A 21,088-nucleotide genomic window follows, 5' to 3' on the forward strand; every position below is an offset into this window, starting at 1 on the left:
TGAACAATCCAATGTGGCGATACGGGTTGACAGAGGACCGATACAGGGCGGTGCAGTGGTGGTGCCGGGGCGAAGCTTTGCGATGTGTGGCGACCCGCAGGGTAGCATCACGAACGGGTGTGGTTTCAGGCAGTGGAAATCTGGAAAAAACAGGCTCAATTGCAGTGAAGAGTCGGAACAGGTGGCTCGTGTTTCGGTGCACTGTAAACTGGGCACGCGCGCGACTCAAAACAGCGCTTATCGCCGATGGCGCGACGGGGTCAAGTGCAGTTTATGCAGCGGGAGTGCGGAAATGTGTAGCAGCAGGTGAGGGAAGTTCAGTCCTGCGGGCGAATGAGGCTGGCGGCGTGGACAGTGAGGCCTGCGTTGTCCGCGCGCAGCGGGATGCCGGGCGCGTCTTTCGGGAGTCCTTTCTCAAGCAGTGATATGACCTGCGCAGATCAGCTGCCGCGCTTTGCGTGCGGGCGTTTTTTTAAAGTGAATCCCTTTTGACCAGACAGACACCGTTCAGACTTCTGGCCTGTTTCACCCGGAATGCAGTTGATATTATGATCCAAAGTATAGATACTTACAGTGCCCCAGGGGTGTACTCACAAACGAACAGACTGGTTCTACTTCTTTTGTACGGGAACGTAATCGATATGGTACTTCGCAGAAACCATTATGATGCTGCGTTCGAGGCGTATCTTCGCGCCCAAAAAATTCCTTATGTCGCCGTGGATGAGAAACGCCGGGCGCTGGCGAAAGATGCTTCGATCAAGTCTCTCGACTTTATCGTGTATGCCAGCCAGGGACCGAATCTGCTGATTGATGTCAAAGGCAGAACCGAAATCTCTCTCAATCAGAAACAGAGTCGACGCTGGGAAAACTGGGCCACCCTGGAAGATATACAGGGACTCCAGCAGTGGCAGGAACTGTTTGGAAATGATTTTCTCTCAGGTTTTGTATTCGCTTATCAGCTCCCGGAAAACTCCATCTCAAACAGTCTGGAAAAACTGTTTGAATTCCGGGGGAGCCTTTACGCGTTCTATCTGGTCAAAATCGACGAATATCGACTGAAAATGAAACCCCGTTCCGAAAGCTGGCAAACCGTCTTCCTGCTTCAGCGGGATTTTCATGAACTCCGACAACCTGTGGAAGCGCTCATTCAGGCTTGAAACTGAACCAGATGGACTCCTTTGAAAAACCGTACAGTATCTTTAATTTCTGCATCTCTGTTCCTGGCGGATTCACTTGCGTTTTTGCCAGGAATCGTCTTTTCTGGATGCAGGAAGGCGGGACTGTTGTTACAATTCTCTGCAGGAATCATGTTCAATCCCGATCTGAGTTGAAAACTGATGGTTATGAAGAAAATTCAATATATGTCCGCACGCTTCCTTAGATTTTGTTTCTCAACAGTCGTTTTACTGGTTTCATCCGGAACGGTTCTTGCCCAGGAAGACGCCCCCAAAAGTGGGCTGGTCCAGACATCGCAGACTTCAATCGTCGAATACATTCTGGTAGCGGCGCTGGTCGGACTGGCGTTATTTGCCATCTGCCGAACCAGTCATCGCTCGTGATAAATCCTTGCTCTCCTGTCTGCTGAGTTCAGTTCCTGAGCGCATCTCCCGATAACAACAGTATCCTTGATTCCCTGTGGTCCCTGTACCCCTGGAAACGTAATAATTAACCTGGACACAGGCTAATGCCACCAACGATTTTGGTCACAGAGCAAACATCCCCGCGGGTTGTCATTACGGGGATTGGTCTGATTACTCCCTATGCTGTCGGGCGTGAACAGTCCTGGCAACAGTTGCTTTCCGGGCATTCTGCCACCAGCCTGCTTCAGAATCTGTCACAGCAGTTGGGGCGGCCGATCGCAGGGGGGATCATACCTGATCCCGAACTCTCTTCAACATCCCTGACCCGTTCTCCCTTCCAGAATGATCCGTCCCTCGATTTGACTCTGAAAGCGACCAGCGAGGCCATTGCTGATGCCGGGCTCGATCCTGGTCAACTCTCCCGTGAATCAGCGGGTTGCGTTATCGGATCCAGCAAAGGGGGAATCGCGGGCTACGGCGAACTGGCAGCCGCTACTCACAGCAGGCAGCGACCATCCGATTCGATCCCGCCCGATTTCTGGCTGCAATGCCTGCCCCATGCCTGCAGCCAGGCGGTCTCTGCCAGGTATGGTCTCAAAGGAGCGGCTTTAACACCGGTTTCCGCCTGTGCGACCGGTCTGTCCAGCATCATGCGGGCAGCTGATTTAATTCGAGATGGGGTTTGTGATACCGTGATTGCGGGAAGCGCCGATGCATCCCTGGTTCCTGCCGTCCTGGGCTCCTTTCAACGAATGGGGGTACTGGCTACAGACTTCGCCTCACCAGAACAGGCCTGCAAACCTTACGACAGTCGGAGAAATGGATTCGTCGTAGGCGAAGGAGCGGGAATCATGATCCTTGAATCACTGGAGCATGCTCTAAAACGTAATGCAACTCCCTATGCTGAATGGCTGGGGGGAGGTCTGGGCGCTGACTCGACGCATCTGATGCAGTTCGATCCCGCAGCCCAGAGTCTGGCTCGATTGATTATTGATACTTTACAGCGGGCCGAGGTCTCCGCAGAAGAACTTGATTACATCAACCTGCATGGAACCGGAACCCAGATCAACGATGTGTACGAAACCCGTGCCCTGCAGAATGCTTTCGGTGAACTCGCGAAATCCATTCCGTGTTCCAGTCTGAAGGGGGGAATGGGACATCTCCTGGGAGCGGCTGGCAGTGTCGAACTCGGATTCACTTTACTGGCCATGCGGGACCACACCATTCCCGCGACGTTGAATCTGGATCAGCCTGATCCACAATGCGATTTGAACTACACACCTCGAATTGCAGTTTCCAGACCCATTAATACCGCGCTGAAACTATCGTTCGGATTTGGGGGACACCTGGTCGCGGGATTACTGCGAAACTGGCAGGAATGTGAGTGAAGCAGGCTGGAGCCCTGAGCATTCATCATGCAGAAGAGGAATTGTCTTTCCGCAAGTCGTTTATTGTACGAAGCGGGCTGACTTCACGAAGTCCTGAAACTCCGTTGCGGCATTCAGAAGCTGTTCTCGGGGACCTGTCAGCTTCAGATAAAAATCACGGGGACTGCGCGGAATGGCAACCCCGATCATGCGCATTCCAGAAGCCACCTGAGCGTCGATCGCGGGCCCCGAATCGAAAGTCCCCCTGAGATCAAGCCACACAGCATCCACGCCATCCACTGGGATCGTTTTTTCCACCGGGCTTTCGCCGGGTTTCAGCTGAAATTGACCGCGCCATCTCTCCAGATTCGCAGCGATCCCGCCTCCCACAGAAGAGAGCGTCAACTTGACATCCTTACCAGCATCCGGAATTCGAAAACTGGCTGAAATCATGCCCTGTTGAGCCGGGGAAAGTGCAACCTGTTCCCAGCCGGAAGGTACCTGAAACTGGATACCATCGATTTCTGTTGATCCGCCTGAATCTGAAACGGGATCACTGGTTTCGGGCGCGGAGTCAGTTAAGGCAGGTGCCGTAGGAATTGGTGGTTCCTCCTGCACGCTCGAATGATCGGATCCACAACCCAAAACCAGACAGACAGTCAATGCAAGTAGAACAGGGAGTATGCTCTGCTTTCGTTCGAAGTAAGTTTTCACCTGACAATTCCCGGTTTACAGATCAAGTTTAAGCTGCAAAATGGTCTTTTTCAGTTTATCAGTTTAAACCAGGCTCAACCAGTGATTCGACTTCTTCGTTATACTTTTGAGACAGCCGGATAATCTCATCCCGAATTTCGAAGTAGGCATCGATGACATCAGAATCCCATTGCAGGCCTTTTCCCTCTCGGAAGATATTCTCGAGGCGTTCCAGAGGCATTCCCTTTCGATAGGGACGATCGCTGCCCATCGCGTCGTAGGCATCTGCAACAGCGATAATCCGCGCCATCAGCGGGATATCCGATCCCCGTAAACCATCCGGATATCCGCGTCCGTCAATCTGCTCATGGTGATTGCGAATCCCCGGCAGGAGATTCTTCAGCTTTTTAATACCTGTCAGGATTTTATATCCAATCATCGGATGCTTTTGAATCTGGGCAAATTCCTCATCAGTCAACCTGCCTTCCTTTCGGAGGATTCCATCATCGACTCCGATTTTCCCGATATCATGCAGCAGGCCAGAAAGATAAATATCCTGAAGAAACTCACCAGAATAGCCCAGCTGTTTTGCCAGTTTCTGTGCAATCAATGCCACCCGCTCGCTATGGCCGCGTGTGTAAGGATCTTTGGCATCCAACGTAGAAATAAAGGACTTCACAAAGCTCAACATCAGTTCTTCCTGTTGAGCATACAGGTCAATATTTCTTAAATGAGTTCCCAGGAACGAAGCAACTGAATTCAACAGACTGGCCTGGATCGTACCGTACTCTTCACTTTTCAGTAAATTACAACTGAGAATCCAGCCAAACGGGTTGATACCGTCAGAAACAGGAACCAGCACCAGATTATGCAGATCGGGAAATTCAAGCGACAGCAGAGAACTCTCTACCTGATTGATGACCAGAGGCTGATTCCAGTTAAATCCATCAAACTGGGCAACCAGTCGCGCCAGCTTCAGTTCATCAAAATCTGTCTGGCTGTGAGACAGAAATCGTGATGTATTATCCTGTGCCTCAAACCAGATGATGTTGGTTTCTGCTTCGATCAGAGTACTGATTCGGTCGAGGCAGAGCTGGCCCAGTTGTTCCGGACTTTCAGAGATTTTTAAATGCTGTGCCACCTCATGTAACAGACTGATTTCCTCAAAGGTCTCATCCAGGCACTCTGAGAGATTATCCACTTCGTCATTTAATTGCGTCAGCTGCTGTTCTTCATCAAGATGCAGCACCGCCAGACTCAATAAGGCATGCAGAGATTTCACGTCCAGAACCCGCTGATTCTCCAGCCAGAAATCCAGATCTTCCGAACTCCATTCCTGCTTGACTGCGGATAAAACCATCTCCGTCAGCTTTCGTTTTTCTCTTGAAAACACAAATCCGACGGCAATAAAGCGCTGCTGCGCATCCTGGAGCAGGGGAATCAGATAGTGAGTAATGCCATTCGCATTTTCAATAAGAGTCAGGCCGTCAACGGTCGCGATTTCACTTAGAACATCCGCTGGAAAATAGGCGAGCGACCGGGCATTGGATTTGTCGTACAGAACCTGTTGATTACCATCGAAGCAATGCATCGACAGCCCCGTCAGCTCTGAAATCCGCTTCATGCGACTGATGGCCAGATCATTCCTAGCATCCTGATGCAATTCCAGATCCCATTCACCACCACATTTACTGAAGTTGGACAGCTTTTTTAACGAGTCAATTGTGCCTAAAACCATAATACGATCTCAACTTTCTAAAGGTAATTCCCCTTAAAAAGCTAGTTCGCAATCGCAAGTCGGCAAACCAGATTTTACTTCCGGATAGCAATTGCCCCCTCTTTCATCAATTCCCGGCGATCTTAGATCAAAATTAAAGAGATACGTTCAAACCAGCCTCTAAAATCAGTCGTAGTGAACAGTTTCTGCTGTGGCCCCAGATTAATATGAACATTCAGCCAGAATCATCGCTCACATATTCTGTGCGCAGGACCGATTCAAATCCTAAAGCGAAACATAAAAAGAATTAACGACTCTCTCCAAAGGGAGTTGATGTGTGGTTGGTTTAAAATTCGGCATATCTCCTGTTCACCAGTCACAACCGGGAAATATTGAGCCTCAAAAATCTTATGGAACGATTATACTCTCAAGCCGGATTACATTACTTATTCCGGCTGAAACAGAAAAATAAGAAGGGGTCTCAGGAAATTGTTCACCAAAAACAATGCATAGACTAAAAAAGTCTTTTCCAGAGCGTCTGACAGGTCATCATGGAGTCTCACGAACTCATAGGCTTAAGACCAAATGACCTCGGAGAAACTACCGTAAACTGGAGCCCGTCTACAGCAGAAACAGGCAAACAGAGAGGGGAAATTTCAGGTCTCGGAGTCGCTCTTACGATACCTGGCACTTACCTGATTCAGTTGCTGACGTTCTTTGGGAGTCAGCGATTCCAAGCCGAATTCGTGAACTTTATCCAGAAGCAAATCGAGCTGTTTTTCTGCATCCCGATTCTTCTCGCGCTCACGCAGTTTTTTCTGCATTTTGCGTTTTTCTCGCCACCTCTGAAAAAAGCCGGCCTGCTTCTCTACCAGTTGACTACTCGAACGTTCCAGGCTGGTATACCCCTGGGAAAAATCATACCCAAAGATGGAGTCGTCATAGGAATCTTCTCTTTGAGCCGAGGTGAATTCGATTAAATTCAGCATCAGTAACAGGGCACTGAAAAAAACGACCCAGACACTGTGAGTGCTCAAGCCCACCACCATACCGATGCCCCCAATCCAGAAACTGGCACTCAGTAAAATGCGATGCACGACCGTTTCATCAAAGCGACGTGAGAGAAGCATCTGGAGAACTTTTCCACCATCCAGAGGAAGTACAGGTATCAGGTTGACCAGTAATAACAGCCAGTTTAAATTGAAAACCATCAATAAAATGGCCTGCCCGAGTTGATTACTTAAATCGAGGGCTGGCAGTTTGACAGGGTTGAGTGAATCTGAAAGATGACCGGACCAGATCACGGCTGGCAGGGTAATCGCACAGAGCAGAAAATTGACAGCCGGGCCCCCCAGAACTGTTAACAGTCGGGCAGAAAATGTTCGTTCGGGGTTGCAGGGAACCAGTCCCCCCAGAGGCCAGAGAACGATTTGATCTGCTTCTCCCCCCGTCAGTCGACAGGCAACGACATGCCCCATCTCATGCAGGAACACACTGATAAACAGAATTCCAAACAGGGCCACTCCCAGTCCCAGTGAATAATGAGACCAGAAAACCAGCAGTAATACAGGTAGAAAGATGCTGACGCGAACCTGGGTCAGGAACCAGGTTCCTATTGAAAATGACCAGTGCAAAGGGTTGGAACGACTCATCTTTACGAAAACCTGAAGAAGATCATCATGGACATACCCAAAGTCAGGGGACAGGGCAGATCAATCTGAAAATCAAATGGAAACGTTTCACACATAGAAGGTAATATTTACTTAATGTTATACACCCATTATCCCCTTGGCAATTCCACTCTATTCGACCTCGATAAATCTTAGTCAAATCCAACAGCTAAAGCATCCCCAAAAGTTGTTTTGCCCCCATCTCCCGGGCAATCTGAGTCTGCAACTCCCATTCCGGATCGCCTGCCTGATGTTCCTGATTTGTGGAAACTGCCAGGACTCCAACCACCTGGTCTCCTTCAAAAACCGGTATGGCATAGGACTGTTTTGCTTCAAATCGCTGCAGCCATTCAGAAGACCCCTGTAATCCAGATTCGTTTGCCTGCAGGGTACCAATCGCTGGTGTTTGATCAAGGACCGCCTTGACGATCCCTAAACCCGTATTTTTTAACGAAACTTCCTGAGTTAACGCAGCAAACTCTTGCTTTACCTGTTCATTCATCCGCGCATCAGCACGAAAACCCAGTTGTACCAGATTACCAGATTCACAACGCCAGAGTCCAATCGCCCGTCCATCCAGGACTTCCAGTAACTGGTCCAGAACATCAGAAATCGATCGCTGATGTCGTATCACGGACTCGAACTGTTCCACAATCTCTGTTGCCTGCTGCTGCATATCTGTTATTCATCCTGAACTGAGAGAAACTGTCTGAAAACGTGGTCCGCTCGCCTGTCTGATTCTTTACAAGCCATTACCTGTTACTGAGAGAGCACCTTTGACCGGAAACAGCCGATCCTATATACAGATAAACCTTGAAGAAGAGGATATCTACGGTATAGAATAGACTTAGCTCGCTGTGATTTAGACAGTATGTTATATTTTCATTTCTGCGTTACTATCATACATCTGCCGTATCATTAATCCAATCTGTCTCGCTTTAATGAGGTGAGACTTTCTAATCGCTGACCATTTAATCATATCGGACGACACTAATATGGATCTGCCAACTTGCCCATCATGCGGAGCATCAGTTTTAGATGAAGACGCAGTAGAATGCCCTTTCTGTGGCGCATCTATGACGGCAAAATCCTCTGCAAAAAAACCAGCTGCCAGCAGTAAACAACCTGCAAAAACAGGGGCTGCCTCACCGGGTCCCACTGTGACCAGAAAAAGGCGGGAAACGGTTTCTGATGACGATCCGTTTGAACTGGAACGACAGCAACAGTCTTCCAAGGTGATTCCCCTGCTGCGCAAGCCAGTCAAAGGCAAGATGAATCGTTACGTCTGTCCAATGTGTGACACACCGGGATTCGCCTCTTCCAAAGTAGTCGGCAAAGAGGTGAAATGCTCTAACCCGGAATGCCTGGCTCCCGTCTTCCTGATACCTGATAATGAGGCTGCGGAACGGAAATCGGCTGAAGAGAAAAAGCCTGTCACAAAACAGAATTCAAAACTGCCACTGATTACCGCCATTGTCCTTTCTGTGGCAGTGATTGGGGGTGCCACCTGGTTTCTTACCCGGGTCCCCGATGGATCGGAACTGGCAAAACCGTTTGAAGTCCCGGCGATTGCCAACCAGTCAAAAAATTCAATGCTTCCTGATAAAAACAAACAGGTTGTCAATCCACTGGCGAATAATGGACAACAGACTCAGAACACCAGTAAGAATGAGAAAAAGCCTGTTTCGCCTGAAGTCGTTCAGAAAGCGGCTCTGGAATCAATGGTGGAACTCTCCCGTGCTCGAGAAAACCGCAGCAAACCGTTCAGTCGTCGTTTAGCGGCAGAAGCATACGCGATTTCCGGAGACCTGGCAGGCTCTCGTGAGCAGATTGCTCGAATTGATGCCGTCGATCCACCGCTGCCATTTTATAAAATATTCCCCCTCATTGAAATCGGCTGGATTCAGTTAAATGAGAAGGATACAGCCGGATTGAAGCAGACTTTAGACGAAACTGTAGAACTGTCTAATAAGATCCCCCCCTATGGAGGCCGTGATACCCTGGATCTCATCTCGCGTCTGGCTGCATTCTGGATTGCAGCTGGCAATGAAGCTGCAGCAGAAGACCTGATCAGTAAGCATCAGGCAGAAAACAGTCTGGCACAATTATCAGCTTACCTGCAGATCGCGCATGAAACCAATCACTACAATTTCGAATCGTTGATCGATTTACACCGACGCTGGAATGCGCCTCAATCAGTAGCCACAACACTCATCCTGATTTCCCATGACTATGATGAGGCAGCTCTGAACTGGGCGGCTCTGGCGTCTGAAGCAATTGACCGCACCGAAGCAGTCACGCAATGGGCATTGGCTGTACTGGAGCAGGCAATCAGTCAAAATAAAAAACCTGAAATCAGCTTGATTCAGCCTGCAGAAATGAAACTGTCCGCTACTGGAAATGCCCTGATGTATGCCCGCTGTGCCCGTGAACTGGCCGCACGGAAGCAGACAGAATCAGCAAAAGCCTTTCTGGCGAAATCAAAATCATTTCTCGAAAATGTCCCGGTTCCTTCCCCCCTGAAACTGGGCAGCCTCAAAGAAGTATATAACCTGAAACTACCCGAATCCTCTCCTCTGGAACTGACTTCTCAGGCTTACCTGCAGATCGCCTGTGCCGAAATCGAACTGGGTGAGCAGGCGGACGCGAATCGTTTTCTGAAAAATGCGGTTCAGGCAATCCAGGCTACGGCTCCCAGTCTCGCAGAAGTGCAGTCTAAGCAGAACGAATCTTCAAATTTCAATTTCAAGGACCAGATCAGAGATGAGTTAAATCTCGATACCAATGATCGAATCAATCGTGCGATTAGAGACTATCGTAAACAACTCAATTCCCTGAAGACCGCTGCGGAAAACAGGACGGCCCTGCTGGTCAATTTATTATCCCAGGCTGCAAGAACCGAGCTGGCTGCCAGCGTATGGAATTTTGCCAGTGAAAGCCAGCAGGCAGCAGAGCTGAATCTGAAAGAGTCCCTGCTGGAATCCAGCCTGCCGGCTACCATTCTCGAGGCAAATCAGAAAAATACAGATTTGACTGCCCAGATTAAAAAAGCACTCAATGACAAAATCCCCCCCTTGAAAAAAGAGGACCTGCTGGTTCAGCAGACTCTATCCCTGGTCAAAAATGACAAACCGGAACAGGCCGCACATGAAATTAATCAATCCGATCTGAAAAAACCCTGGAAAGGGCAACTGTCGCTGAAACTGCTCTCGGTGCTCATCAATGAATCAAAATTTGACCAGGCAATTCAGTTTGTTACCGCCACCAAAGATCAGGTACTTCGAGAAGATATGTTGAACTCAATCGGTGCGATTGCAGCGATTCAGAACAAAGTGGCTGAAGTCACTGCGATACTGGAGAGCAATGGCTACACTCCTACAGAGCGGATTTCCGGATACCTGGGTCTGGTCAGTGGGCTGCAGATCGCAAAAGCCAGACCGGCAAGCCCGGAACCGACTCAGAAACCAGCTGACAAACTGTAATATGCGATTCATATCGATTGTCCCGCAACAACCTGCTCAGTTCCGCTTTTTTTCCAAATGTTGTTGAACCTCATTAAGTATTTCCCTGATTTATCGCCGAATCAGATTCTGGACCCGTCAATGAAATCCGAAAAAGTATACACATAAACACACATCCTGCTACACTATATTCACCCGCTCTTCCTGACGCAGAACTCAACGATTTCGGACTTTAGCTATTTCTTCATCCAGAGTTCCCTATTCATTACTTTTGGTATAAACTAACATTCGCAAGTGAATCTCCTGGAAATAAAAGTTGACAGCTACTGAATAAGCCGTCTGTTCCAGTGCAGACAATAACGATTGATCAACAATGATCCCCAGATATACATCATGGAGGAAATGTATGAGCCGTATTGCTCATTTAGTGTTTATCCTGTTAATTTGCTTCACTGTTCCTCAGCCCGTTGCCGCAGAAAATAAATCTGCTCCGAGTATTTCACTGGTTCAGATTAATGCAGATGGCATGATTGCTGACCTGAAGTATCTGGTTCTGGATCTGGCCGATGAAAAGAAGGGTTGGAGCAATCTTGAAGAATTGCTCCCCACGTTTCTGGAAGGGATCGATAAAACACGCCCCATGCGAATCGACATCCTGCTGGGTGAAAACCAGAAGGAACGCTATCGACTGATCCTGCCTGTCAGCGACCTGGGTAAATTTCGCGATAACCTGGAAGTTTTTGAAATCTCTTCAAAGAAGCAGAGAAAAGGCCCTTATATTCTGGGAAATCTGTTCGAAGGTTTCATGAATTATCTCCAGAAAGAACAATACGTTGTCATTTCTGAAAAGCTGTCGGAAGTCGAGGAAATTACTGATCCTCTGCAAAGAGTGCAGGAACTGATTGCTGCAAAATACGATTTCAGCGCTCTCATCACCAATGAAAAAGAGGGTGTCGAAGAGCGTAAGAAATCAATGATCAGTACCCGTGAGCAGTTACTGGCTGCAGTAAAGAAAAAACGGGATGAAACAGATAACGCCTACGAATTACGAAAGCTTGCTTTCATACATCAGATGGATGAACTGGAGCGTCTGTTTGTCCAATCGGAAAAAATGGTAATCGGCTGGACCACCGATGCTGCTGAGAACGAAGGGCGTCTGGTTTTCACACTGAAAGCCATTGAAGGTTCATCACTGGACGAGAGCATCAAACAGTTCGCAACCAAACCAAGCTATTTTGCGAATGTCCCCGTTCAAATGGATGGAATTCTCAACGGCAGAATCAACCACCCTCTGGATGAAATGCGAAAAGAGAATTTCACCGCATTCTATAAGCTCCTCCTGCCAAGCCTGCAGGAACGCATCCAGGCGAATAAAGATCTCACTGACGAGCAGAAATCCGCAGGGAAAAAAGTTGCCGCGCTGATAATCGAAATGCTGGATGCCGGGAAAGAAGCCTCGCTGATTGATGGATTCATCGATACCAAATCCGTCGCAGATAACAAGTACACACTTTTAGGCGGGGCCCGCTCTACAGACGGCGCCAAGCTCAAAGAGATTGTGGAACTTCTTCCCAAGGTCATGAAAGACCAGACTGTCGAAACAGATGTTGTAAACGAAGAATCCCTGAAGATTCATAAGATCAATATCAAGGATCAGTACAAAGCCGGTTTTGAAGAACTGTTCGGTGCAGGGGAGGCCCTCTACGTGGGCAGCACTCCAGAAGCACTCTGGGTCGCCGCTGGTCCGGACTCTATCAAACGGATCACCGAAGCTTCCAAACTGGTAAAAGAACCGGCGCCAGAAAAAGTCAGTCCTGAAGTCATTGAACTGAATGTCAAAACGCTGCCCTGGCTGAAAATGGTAAATAAACTTCGTGGAGAGAAAGGAAATCAGGAAATTCGTGAGATGCTGATCAAATCACTCACCAGTACTGATGATACTTTTTCTTTCGTCATGAAACGCGAAGGAGAAACCATCGATGGCAAGGCAAAACTGGATAAAGGGATTTTGAAATTTATTGGGAATGTGATTGCCAAGTTCTCAAAAGAAACCCTTTAATATTCCATCTCCAGAGTCAGCAGAAAATAAATACAGCCGCAACGATCTCATTCGATCATTGCGGCTGTTCTATTTATGATCCTGAATAACAGCTTACCCGGTAACACCTGCAATTTTCCTGGAAAGTGACGCGAGATAAACCCTGCACGGGTTAATCCCAGTCGTCCATCATCTCTTCCAGTTTTTCCTCTTCGCTTTGATCAAGCGTCAGTCCCGTTAATTGATCTTCTACTGATTCAGAGACTGCATAGACAGGCTTGGATTCTACCGGTTTCACTTGAGTATTCTGAGTCGAAGCCTTGATGGTTGCTGTCGGCACAGATTGCTGACGTTTTCCGGAATTGGGAGTATTCGCAACGCGTGTCGCGCCGGGTTGTGCAAATCGTCTTACTTTTTCCAGAAACTCAGCCTTGGAAAAGCTGGTTTTGATAATGTAATCATTTGCCCCTCCCTGAATCGCAGGAATCACTGTTTCCTTGCTGGCATCAGATGTCAGCATGATTATCCTGGTATGTGCAAGCGTGGGATGAGAACGAAATGCCTTCAAAGTCTGCAAGCCATCCCATACAGCCATCTGCACATCTACAATGGCGATGTCGGGAGGGTACTCCAGAGCTTTATGAAATCCTTCCGATCCATCACTGGCAACTGAAACGAAATACTCACGACGTAAAAAAGAGACCATCAGATTGCGGAATAATGGATCATCGTCAATCACGAGGACTCGTGCATTTGTTTTTTCTGATGAATGTAGCATGAGAGGAACCCACTACTTATCTTTTAAATCGATCACTAAGAATTACTGGCGGTAAGAAAAGAATCAAAGACCTCATTTAACACAAGCAACATCTCCTGGGAGCGGTGATCCACTTCCAGTTCATATCGAACTTCATACTTAGCTTCAATTCGAGTTGATTCAACACTCTCGTCAGTTAATAGTTCTGCATTGCTCATAAATACTTCTCTCAAAGCTGACAATGATTCCAGTTTTTCAAGGACCTGATCACAAACTCATCAAAGTGATGTCCGTTGCTAAAAAATAGGTCAATTTTCTCCACCTGACTGATTTTTCTAAAAAAAAGAGCAGAGAAGCGAACTGCTCCTTTGACGCAGTCCACCCAGACGGCAAAATCAGAACTCAGTCCAGATTTCGAACGCGGATCTTTCATCAAGACTTAACAGAACTATTTACTGTCAAACCGAATTGTTCCATCCCAGTCCAGCGGTGCAATCCGATTAGTACGAGTAATCTGCAAGGCAAGAAAATCCTGAGCGCGGTCGGAAGGAGGGATTTCATGCAGGAGCCGGAATGCTTCTTCCCATCGTCCCTGTATAAAATGCTCTACCGCCGTTTCATAACTCCGAACTTCCTGATCGGTTAATGTTTCCGCAGTTGACTGGGGAGGCAACAGCTCGCTGACAATCACCGGTTTTTCCATACCGTAAGGCAGGATCCGGGCCAGCTTTCGCACGCGGCCTTCTTCCCGGTCGAGTTTTGACCTCACAATTTGCGCGGTTGCCTCATCCATTAAAACCGGCACACGCAGATGTTTCGTCAAACCCTCCAGGCGACTGGCAAGATTAACGACAGGACCGAACACAGTGACCTTCACCTGATCGCTGGTGCCGATTTTACCAGCGACAGCCCTGCCGTGGGCGATCCCGATTCCCATTCGAAAATCTGAAAGTGGGTGGTCTGGCTGTAATTTAATCTGCTCAAACGCATTCCGAATCGCCAGGGCAGCGCGGCAGGCATCCAGGGGCGCCAGCTCGGAAGAGAAGGGCCAGCCCCAGAATCCCAGTGCCGCATCTCCCTGGAAATCTCCTGTCACTCCACCAAAATCAAGAATGTGGGACGTCATGATGCCTAATGCCTGACTGACTCGTCCCAGCAGACCGAGTAAATCCTCTGATGAACTTTCTGCATGCTGGCTGAATCCCCGCAGGTCACAAAACAAAACGGTGACATCACATTCACGAGGCTCAAGAATCTCTGTATCCAGATTATCTCCAATTGCCGAGAGAATCGGTGGCGCAAAAAACTGCCTGAGCCCTGCCTGCTGACGTTCCAGCTGATTTAGCCGCCGCACCGATTTGACGATTGAAGCCACCAGCTCGGTAAATTTGACATCTGCCTGGAGATCGATCCCGCCAGCTCCCTGTGGAACGGAGACCTGGTAAGGCTGATTTAATTCTCCCGCGACATACAACCCCCATCTCCCGTTGACTCCTTCTTCAATCGGAGTACAGAAGGCCCAGTCGAATTCTGCCACGGCGGTATAATCTTCCTGCCCCTCCTTTTCCTCCTTGGCCGCCCAGACATGTAAAACCGAGCGTTTACTTTTTTTGACCGCCTCCAGAACCAGTCGACCACTGGGATGAAATCCTCCCTGGGTCTGGCGTCTCCTTTCCCAAAAGGGAACATCGACTCGATCCTCATCATTCAAACGCACGACAGCAACGGCATCGGCATGTTTCACTCCGGACAGCAGCATGGTCACCAGACGATGAAACAGATCAGTGTCGTTCCGGGCATCCAAAATCAGTTCCGGTAAATGTGCCAGAACATCGATTCTCTGATCTGCATCGCGATACCGCACCTTTACCAGTTCATTTGGCTTGAATGTCACTTCTTCGAGAGGAGATTCGCGAGGAGATGAAAAACTGGACGACGAATCCAGAAGTTGAAATGTCGTCGAACCGATGACGAATGTCCCCCCTGGTTCCAGCAGAAAATCATCGAAAGCAATGCCCGCCAGAAAAATCTGATTTTCGGTATTGGACAACCGTGCAACAGAGAGCTGTTTGGGCTGTACTTTAAGCAGCGCGTGTTTACGTGAGATACGATCATCCCAGGTAACTGCAATATCTGCTTCAGGGGAACGACCTAATACCAGTTCCTGCCCCGGTTCCAAAGTGAACCGGCTGGAATGCCGGGTCTGGGTTCCATATATAACTAACTCCAACAAGCAAAGTCTCCCTGTCCATTCATTTAAACTGATTGTTTAACTCTGCTGTTGGTCTGGCCAGCTGGATGTCGTTGATCCCTGTTCAGAGCGTTTATCGGAGCGATGTCGGGACCAGTCTCGGACGCGACGTTCAGTGAGTACCCGCATGACAAAATACCAGACCGTAAATATTAACAGGCAACTTGTTACGAGGACGATAAATCCATACTGGATTAACCAGTTTCGCATTTCAGCAACCGGCTTCAAAGCCATACTGCGACGTTCCTGGACCACGGCTGTCCATCCAGTCGTACCAATGGGAGAAAATGCCGCCAGCCAGACATTATCTTTACTGTTCTCCGATAAGACTGCCTCAACGGGGTCACGATAATCGTCAACCATGGCGGGGACACACTTCGGCTGGTCTTTCTTCTGATGGTGCTCAATCAATCGGATTTGTTCGAAATCTGCATCGGCTAGAACAAGCTGATCTACCTTATCCCGACTGAGACTTTTTAAAGTGTCGGAAGTCATGCGAGGATGTGCCAGCATTTTCCCGTCCCGACTGTCGATCAATGCAATCTTCCGGTCACCTAGATTTTCAGAATCACCGCTGAGGCTCTCGTCAAACCCGGACAATAACTGAGCCAGATGCGTCGTACGCGATAAAACGCCAAGTACCTTTTCACGTTTGAGATCCCAGACAGGTACCGCTATTGCGACCATCCATTGATGGGTGGCGTCACTCTTAAACACCTGACAGATATAAGGCTCCTTGATGGGTTCAATACCCTCTGGTATCTCATCTTTATCATACTCAATGCCATGTCCATGAAAATAGTCGCGATAGGAAAAGTCCTGTCCAATCGTTGGCCCCCCCGGGTCACGCCAGATCTGAGTCCCTTTTTCGTCGGTGAGAAACCAGCTCGTGTCCAGTTCACGATCCAATGCAGCGCGTTTCTCATCTATCAGAGTTTTTTCCTGCATCAGATATGCGAATAACTCAGGATATCTGTGTATAATTTCTCCATTCACTTCCTCTCCCTGCATCAGGGAACGCAAAAGTGTTCGCTCAGACAGATCCACTAACTGATCCTTACGGTCCTGTAAATCCCGCTCCATGTACTGCGACAGAAAATTTGCTGAAATGGAATCGCCTTTCAGAGCCCGCTGCGTCAGGTTGTTACGAAACTGCGAAACCATTTGATTGACGGCAGCTCCTGCCACCGGAATCAATCCGATGACCAGCAACAGGGGAGCAATAATCCCCAGTGCAATCAGAGGCCGCCGTGCTCGTTGTTGCTCCCTCTCAACCAGGCTGGTTAAGACCGCCTGGGCGTTAGGAAACCGCTTTTGGGGATCGGTTTCCAGACAACGGTCAACAATATCAACCAGCCGTCGATCTACCCCTGAAACTTTGCGGTGTTCTGCCGGTCGTGGAGAATTTCGAATCAGGTCTCGATAGGCCGTTAATTTTTCATCAAGCGTATTCAGACTGCGTATCGTCTGCTCATTTTCTGCGGTCCGATAGGGAGCCCTGCCTGACAACATGTGATACAGCAGCGCTCCCAGCGCATATACGTCCCAGCGGGAATCGGGAACTGCCTGTAAATCAGCCTGCTCAGGAGCCATATAATACAAAGTTCCCAGAGAAGGGCTCTGCTCATCTGTTAAACGCGATTGACCAAAATCACAAATCCGCGGTTCAAAATTTGCATCCAGGAGAATATTAGCCGGCTTCAGATCACAATGCAGGATTCCTCTGCCGTGGGCGTGCACCAATGCCAGAAGAACCGTTTTCGCGATTCGAACTGCTTCGGAAACCGGTAAAGGCCCGTCTTCCAGAAAGGCAGAGAGCGATCCGTTTTCCAGATATTCCATCATGTAATAGGGAGGATCGCTGTTCCAGCCGACTCCCTGTAGACTGATAATATGACGGGACGTATATAACTCGGCCAGTTTTTCCACTTCGCGGTTCAACAGTGACCAGTCCAGGCCGCGACGATACGTATAAAATTTAATCGCGACAAATTTGCCCGTATTTTCTTCCTGGGCCAGCCAGACCGACCCATAGGAGCCTTCTCCCAGAGATCGAATCAGAAGATACCCGGGAACTTTGGCAGGCAGAACCTGACGATCTTTGCTCAAACTGGCAGCCCGGGCCTGTTCTTCAGGGGACTGAACCAGAGTTTCATCGGTTGTTTCTGTGCGCCGCTGCTTTCGCTCCTGTTCCTCAGAAAGCTGAACATCTCCGGCAATTTGAGCGTTCTCTTGAGGATCTGACTCATTCATAGGAACAATATCTTTATAAATAACACAGGCGGAAATATTCTCGCACAGAAAGTTACGGAGCCGGTCAACGTCTCCCGATCTATTCTATGCAATTGCAGGCTGGCTCTCAATGACAATTCTGAGAACGTAACTTATTGAAAATCAAGGTTTTTCACCCTGGGAAGACACCAAAATTCAGGGCCATTATTAGTTGTGAAACCAGCCCTTTCCGGCTACAATTCTGTAGTGTCTGACAGACTCGAATTCTGTAGCGTTTCAGACAGTTTTCAACCCCTGTTTTGACCGAAAAACAGCTTGCAATTCAGCGAGTGGAATTGAACGTTACAGCACGGAAAGCAGTACCCTTTCTCAACCAGTTGAAGTGTGTCGGGATGGAGCATCCAGGACCTTCGATTCGCACCTGTCGTTTCTGACCACTCCGGTTAATAATTACGATCAAACAATCCAGATCAGACAAAGTTCAGCAGTTCATTTCCTTAAGGAGAACAAGGATTGTCTAGCGACAACGGCGAAGACCCCATTATTGATAAGAATATCAAATACCTGGACATCCAGGATGAAATGCGCGACAGCTATCTCACTTATGCGATGAGTGTGATTATCAGCCGCGCACTTCCGGACGCACGGGATGGATTAAAACCATCGCAGCGCCGGATTCTTGTCGCCATGAATGATTTGAACCTCGGAGCAAGTTCATCAAGGGTAAAGTGCGCAAAGATTTCGGGTGATACCAGCGGTAACTATCACCCTCACGGGGATGGTTCAATTTACCCGACTCTGGTCCGACTCGGCCAGGACTGGGTCATGCGAAATGTACTCATTGATAAACAAGGGAACTTTGGTTCTCTGGCGGGTCTGCCTCCAGCAGCCATGCGTTATACCGAAGCCAGGTTATCAGCGGTCGCTGCAGAAATGCTCGACGATATCAACCGGAACACGGTTGACTTCGTCCCAACCTATGACCAGCGGAATGATGAACCTGTTGTTCTGCCCTCCAAATTCCCCAACCTGCTGGTAAATGGATCCAGTGGTATTGCCGTTGGTATGGCTACCAGCATCCCTCCTCAGAATCTGGGAGAAGCCTGTGAAGCTATCACCTTACTGATCGATAACCCCGAAGCCACGATTGACGATATCCTACAGGTGATGCCTGGTCCGGACTTCCCGACAGGCGGAATCATCTGTGGACGGTATGGCATTCGCAAGGGTTATGCGACGGGTCGCTCTACAATTACACTTCGGGCACGGACCCATTTCGAAACGGAAAAACAGTCTGACGTGATCGTCGTGACCGAAATTCCATATATGGAAACACGCGACCGCATTCGCGAGAAACTCGAAACCCTGGTCCGCGATGACCGGGTCAAAGGGATTTCGCGCATCGTCGATCTCACAGATAGAAACGTTCCTCCCTGGAAGGTACACCTGCAGATCATCCTGAAACGGGATGCAGACAAGGAAGTGGTACTGGCACAACTCTTTAAGTTCTCTCCTCTGCAGAACACTTTCAGTATTATTCTGTTGGCGCTGGTCGGAAACCGTCCGGAAACGCTTTCGATCAAGGAACTGATTCAACAGTTTATCCTGCATCGAATTGATGTGATTCGTCGTCGTACTGAATTCATGCTTGCCGAAGCCCGTAAACGAAAACATACCGTTGAAGGGTTGATGATCGCGCAGATTGATATTGATGAAGTCATCAAGACCATTCGAAATTCACCCAGCCGGGCCGAGGCTAAAATCAGCCTGCAGGGCCTGCAGGTCGATGGCAAACTCATTGAACGCGCCCTGGGCGAAGATGGATTCAAAGAATATCAGAATGAGCAGGGGGTTCATGAATTTTACTCGCTCTCTGCCAATCAGGCAGAAGCCATTGTCTCCATGCAGCTCGGTTCACTGGCGAATCTGGAACGCGAAAAACTGAGTGGCGAACATCAGGAACTCCTGAAAGCCATCTCCGAATATCTACACCTGTTGTCCGATGAAGATCATATCCGTGCCGTCATTCGAGAGGACATGTTGCTCCTTCAGCAGAAATATTCGGACAAACGCCGTACTGATATTTCCGAAGATGAACTGACTGACGTCAACCGCGATGACCTGATTACAGAAGAACCCATGGTGGTGACGCTGTCTCAACGGGGTTACATCAAACGGACTCAATTAAATACATACCAGGCGCAAAATCGAGGTGGAAAAGGAGTGAAAGGCGTAAAGACGGATGAGGAAGATCCTATTCAGCATCTGTTTGTTTCCAGCACTCACTCCTTTCTGCTGTTCATCACAAATCGAGGTCGCGTCTACTGGTCGAAAGTCTATGATCTTCCGCTGCAGGGACGCACCGCCAAAGGACGCGCACTCGTCAACCTGCTGTCTCTTCAAGAAGATGAAGCTGTTTCGAACTGTGTAGCTGTCCGAGAATTCGATGAAGAACGCTTTCTCGTCATGGCGACGCGCAACGGGATTATCAAAAAGTCTCCTCTCTCTGCTTACTCACGTCCGCAGAAGGGGGGCATCATCGCGATTAAACTGGACGAGGAGGACGAACTGGTCGAAGCGCTGATTGTTTCACCGGGCGAAGACCTCCTGCTGGCAACCTCTGATGGGATGGCCATTCGTTTTGCCCAGTCAGATGCCCGCAGCATGGGACGAAATACGCGCGGCGTGAAAGGAATTAAGCTTTCCAAGTCGGGTCATGTTATTGGCATGGTGATCGCCAACCCGGAAACCTGCCTGCTGACCGTCTGTGAAAATGGTTACGGAAAACGAACCCCCTTTGGATTTATTCCGGCTGCTGAAGAAAATGGAGACGAGGAGGTTTCTGAGAATGACGTAGAACTCACAGCAGAACCCGAGTCTGACTCCGACGAGAATACCGATGAAGAACAGGAAACACGCAGTGGAATGCACTATCGACGCCAGAGACGTGGTGGAAAGGGTATCCGTGATATCCGGACCTCAGCACGCAATGGTAATGCCGTCGATATTATTCCGGTAGCCGAGAACGATGAAGTCCTGATGGTCACCAGGAGTGGAAAAATCCAGCGTGTCAGAGGCTGTGAGATCAGCCAGGTCGGCAGAAACACTCAGGGAGTCCGGGTGATAACCCTTGATGCCAATGATAAACTGGTCTCTTTGGCACGAATCCCTGCGGAAATTGTTGACGAAGCGGAGAATGAGGAGGTCATCAGTACTCCCGAAAATAATATTCAATCACCTACAGATACCAACAGCTCAATTGATGAGATCGGATGATTTCTGCCTGTTTGCAGGATCTGAATTTTATTTCTTTCAGAAGGAT

14 protein-coding genes are annotated in these 21,088 nt (G+C 48.8%); 7 read left to right on the forward strand and 7 right to left on the reverse strand.

Annotated elements, in window-relative coordinates; translation table 11 throughout:
- From AACZ40_RS09300 to AACZ40_RS09315, 4 genes are all read left to right on the forward strand, one after another.
- The coding region (locus AACZ40_RS09300; RefSeq protein ID WP_339674177.1) for a hypothetical protein at positions 1-425 on the forward strand (425 nt) is incomplete at its 5' end.
- A gap of 216 nt (positions 426-641) precedes the next feature.
- Positions 642-1,157, forward strand: coding sequence for an HYExAFE family protein (locus AACZ40_RS09305; RefSeq protein ID WP_291179300.1), 516 nt, complete (start codon positions 642-644; stop codon positions 1,155-1,157).
- A 204-nt stretch (positions 1,158-1,361) separates the two neighbouring features.
- Positions 1,362-1,559 carry a hypothetical protein gene (locus tag AACZ40_RS09310; protein ID WP_291179298.1) on the forward strand — a complete coding sequence of 66 codons (198 nt, stop codon included), beginning with the start codon at positions 1,362-1,364 and terminating at the stop codon, positions 1,557-1,559.
- Positions 1,560-1,684: 125 nt separating this feature from the next.
- Entirely contained in the window at positions 1,685-2,968 is a 1,284-nt protein-coding gene (locus tag AACZ40_RS09315) for a beta-ketoacyl-[acyl-carrier-protein] synthase family protein (protein WP_291179296.1), read from the forward strand.
- 60 nt (positions 2,969-3,028) lie between these two features.
- On the opposite strand, the gene AACZ40_RS09320 is transcribed toward AACZ40_RS09315, so the two are convergent.
- The 4 genes from AACZ40_RS09320 to AACZ40_RS09335 form a co-directional block, all read right to left on the reverse strand.
- Entirely contained in the window at positions 3,029-3,661 is a 633-nt protein-coding gene (locus AACZ40_RS09320; protein ID WP_291179294.1) for a hypothetical protein, read from the reverse strand.
- 58 nt (positions 3,662-3,719) lie between these two features.
- Entirely contained in the window at positions 3,720-5,378 is a 1,659-nt protein-coding gene (locus AACZ40_RS09325; protein ID WP_291179292.1) for an HD-GYP domain-containing protein, read from the reverse strand.
- Between the two features lie 635 nt (positions 5,379-6,013).
- Positions 6,014-7,009: a M50 family metallopeptidase gene (locus tag AACZ40_RS09330; RefSeq protein WP_291179289.1), complete on the reverse strand. Its 996-nt coding sequence runs from the start codon at positions 7,007-7,009 to the stop codon at positions 6,014-6,016.
- Between the two features lie 187 nt (positions 7,010-7,196).
- On the reverse strand, positions 7,197-7,703 hold the full coding sequence (locus AACZ40_RS09335; protein ID WP_291179287.1) for a GAF domain-containing protein: 507 nt from the start codon (positions 7,701-7,703) through the stop codon (positions 7,197-7,199).
- A 400-nt stretch (positions 7,704-8,103) separates the two neighbouring features.
- Here AACZ40_RS09335 and AACZ40_RS09340 point away from each other — a divergent pair, with 400 nt between their 5' ends.
- Both AACZ40_RS09340 and AACZ40_RS09345 read left to right on the forward strand, forming a co-directional pair.
- Positions 8,104-10,509, forward strand: coding sequence for a hypothetical protein (locus tag AACZ40_RS09340; RefSeq protein ID WP_291179285.1), 2,406 nt, complete (start codon positions 8,104-8,106; stop codon positions 10,507-10,509).
- 385 nt (positions 10,510-10,894) lie between these two features.
- On the forward strand, positions 10,895-12,547 hold the full coding sequence (locus tag AACZ40_RS09345) for a hypothetical protein (protein WP_291179282.1): 1,653 nt from the start codon (positions 10,895-10,897) through the stop codon (positions 12,545-12,547).
- A gap of 151 nt (positions 12,548-12,698) precedes the next feature.
- Here AACZ40_RS09345 and AACZ40_RS09350 read toward each other — a convergent pair whose 3' ends face one another.
- The 3 genes from AACZ40_RS09350 to AACZ40_RS09360 all read right to left on the reverse strand — a co-directional run bounded on the left by AACZ40_RS09350 (position 12,699) and on the right by AACZ40_RS09360 (position 17,787).
- Positions 12,699-13,304 (reverse strand): response regulator transcription factor, encoded by a 606-nt coding sequence (locus tag AACZ40_RS09350; RefSeq protein ID WP_339674186.1) that lies wholly within the window; start codon positions 13,302-13,304, stop codon positions 12,699-12,701.
- A gap of 427 nt (positions 13,305-13,731) precedes the next feature.
- Positions 13,732-15,513: an adenylate/guanylate cyclase domain-containing protein gene (locus AACZ40_RS09355; RefSeq protein WP_291179273.1), complete on the reverse strand. Its 1,782-nt coding sequence runs from the start codon at positions 15,511-15,513 to the stop codon at positions 13,732-13,734.
- 39 nt (positions 15,514-15,552) lie between these two features.
- Positions 15,553-17,787: a serine/threonine protein kinase gene (locus AACZ40_RS09360; RefSeq protein WP_291179270.1), complete on the reverse strand. Its 2,235-nt coding sequence runs from the start codon at positions 17,785-17,787 to the stop codon at positions 15,553-15,555.
- Positions 17,788-18,279: 492 nt separating this feature from the next.
- On the opposite strand from AACZ40_RS09360, the gene gyrA reads away from it, so the two are divergent.
- Positions 18,280-21,042 (forward strand): DNA gyrase subunit A, encoded by a 2,763-nt coding sequence (gene gyrA / locus AACZ40_RS09365; protein WP_291179268.1) that lies wholly within the window; start codon positions 18,280-18,282, stop codon positions 21,040-21,042.
- The last annotated feature ends 46 nt before the right edge of the window (positions 21,043-21,088 follow it).

It is taken from the genome of uncultured Gimesia sp., assembly GCF_963972345.1.
GTDB lineage: Bacteria > Planctomycetota > Planctomycetia > Planctomycetales > Planctomycetaceae > Gimesia.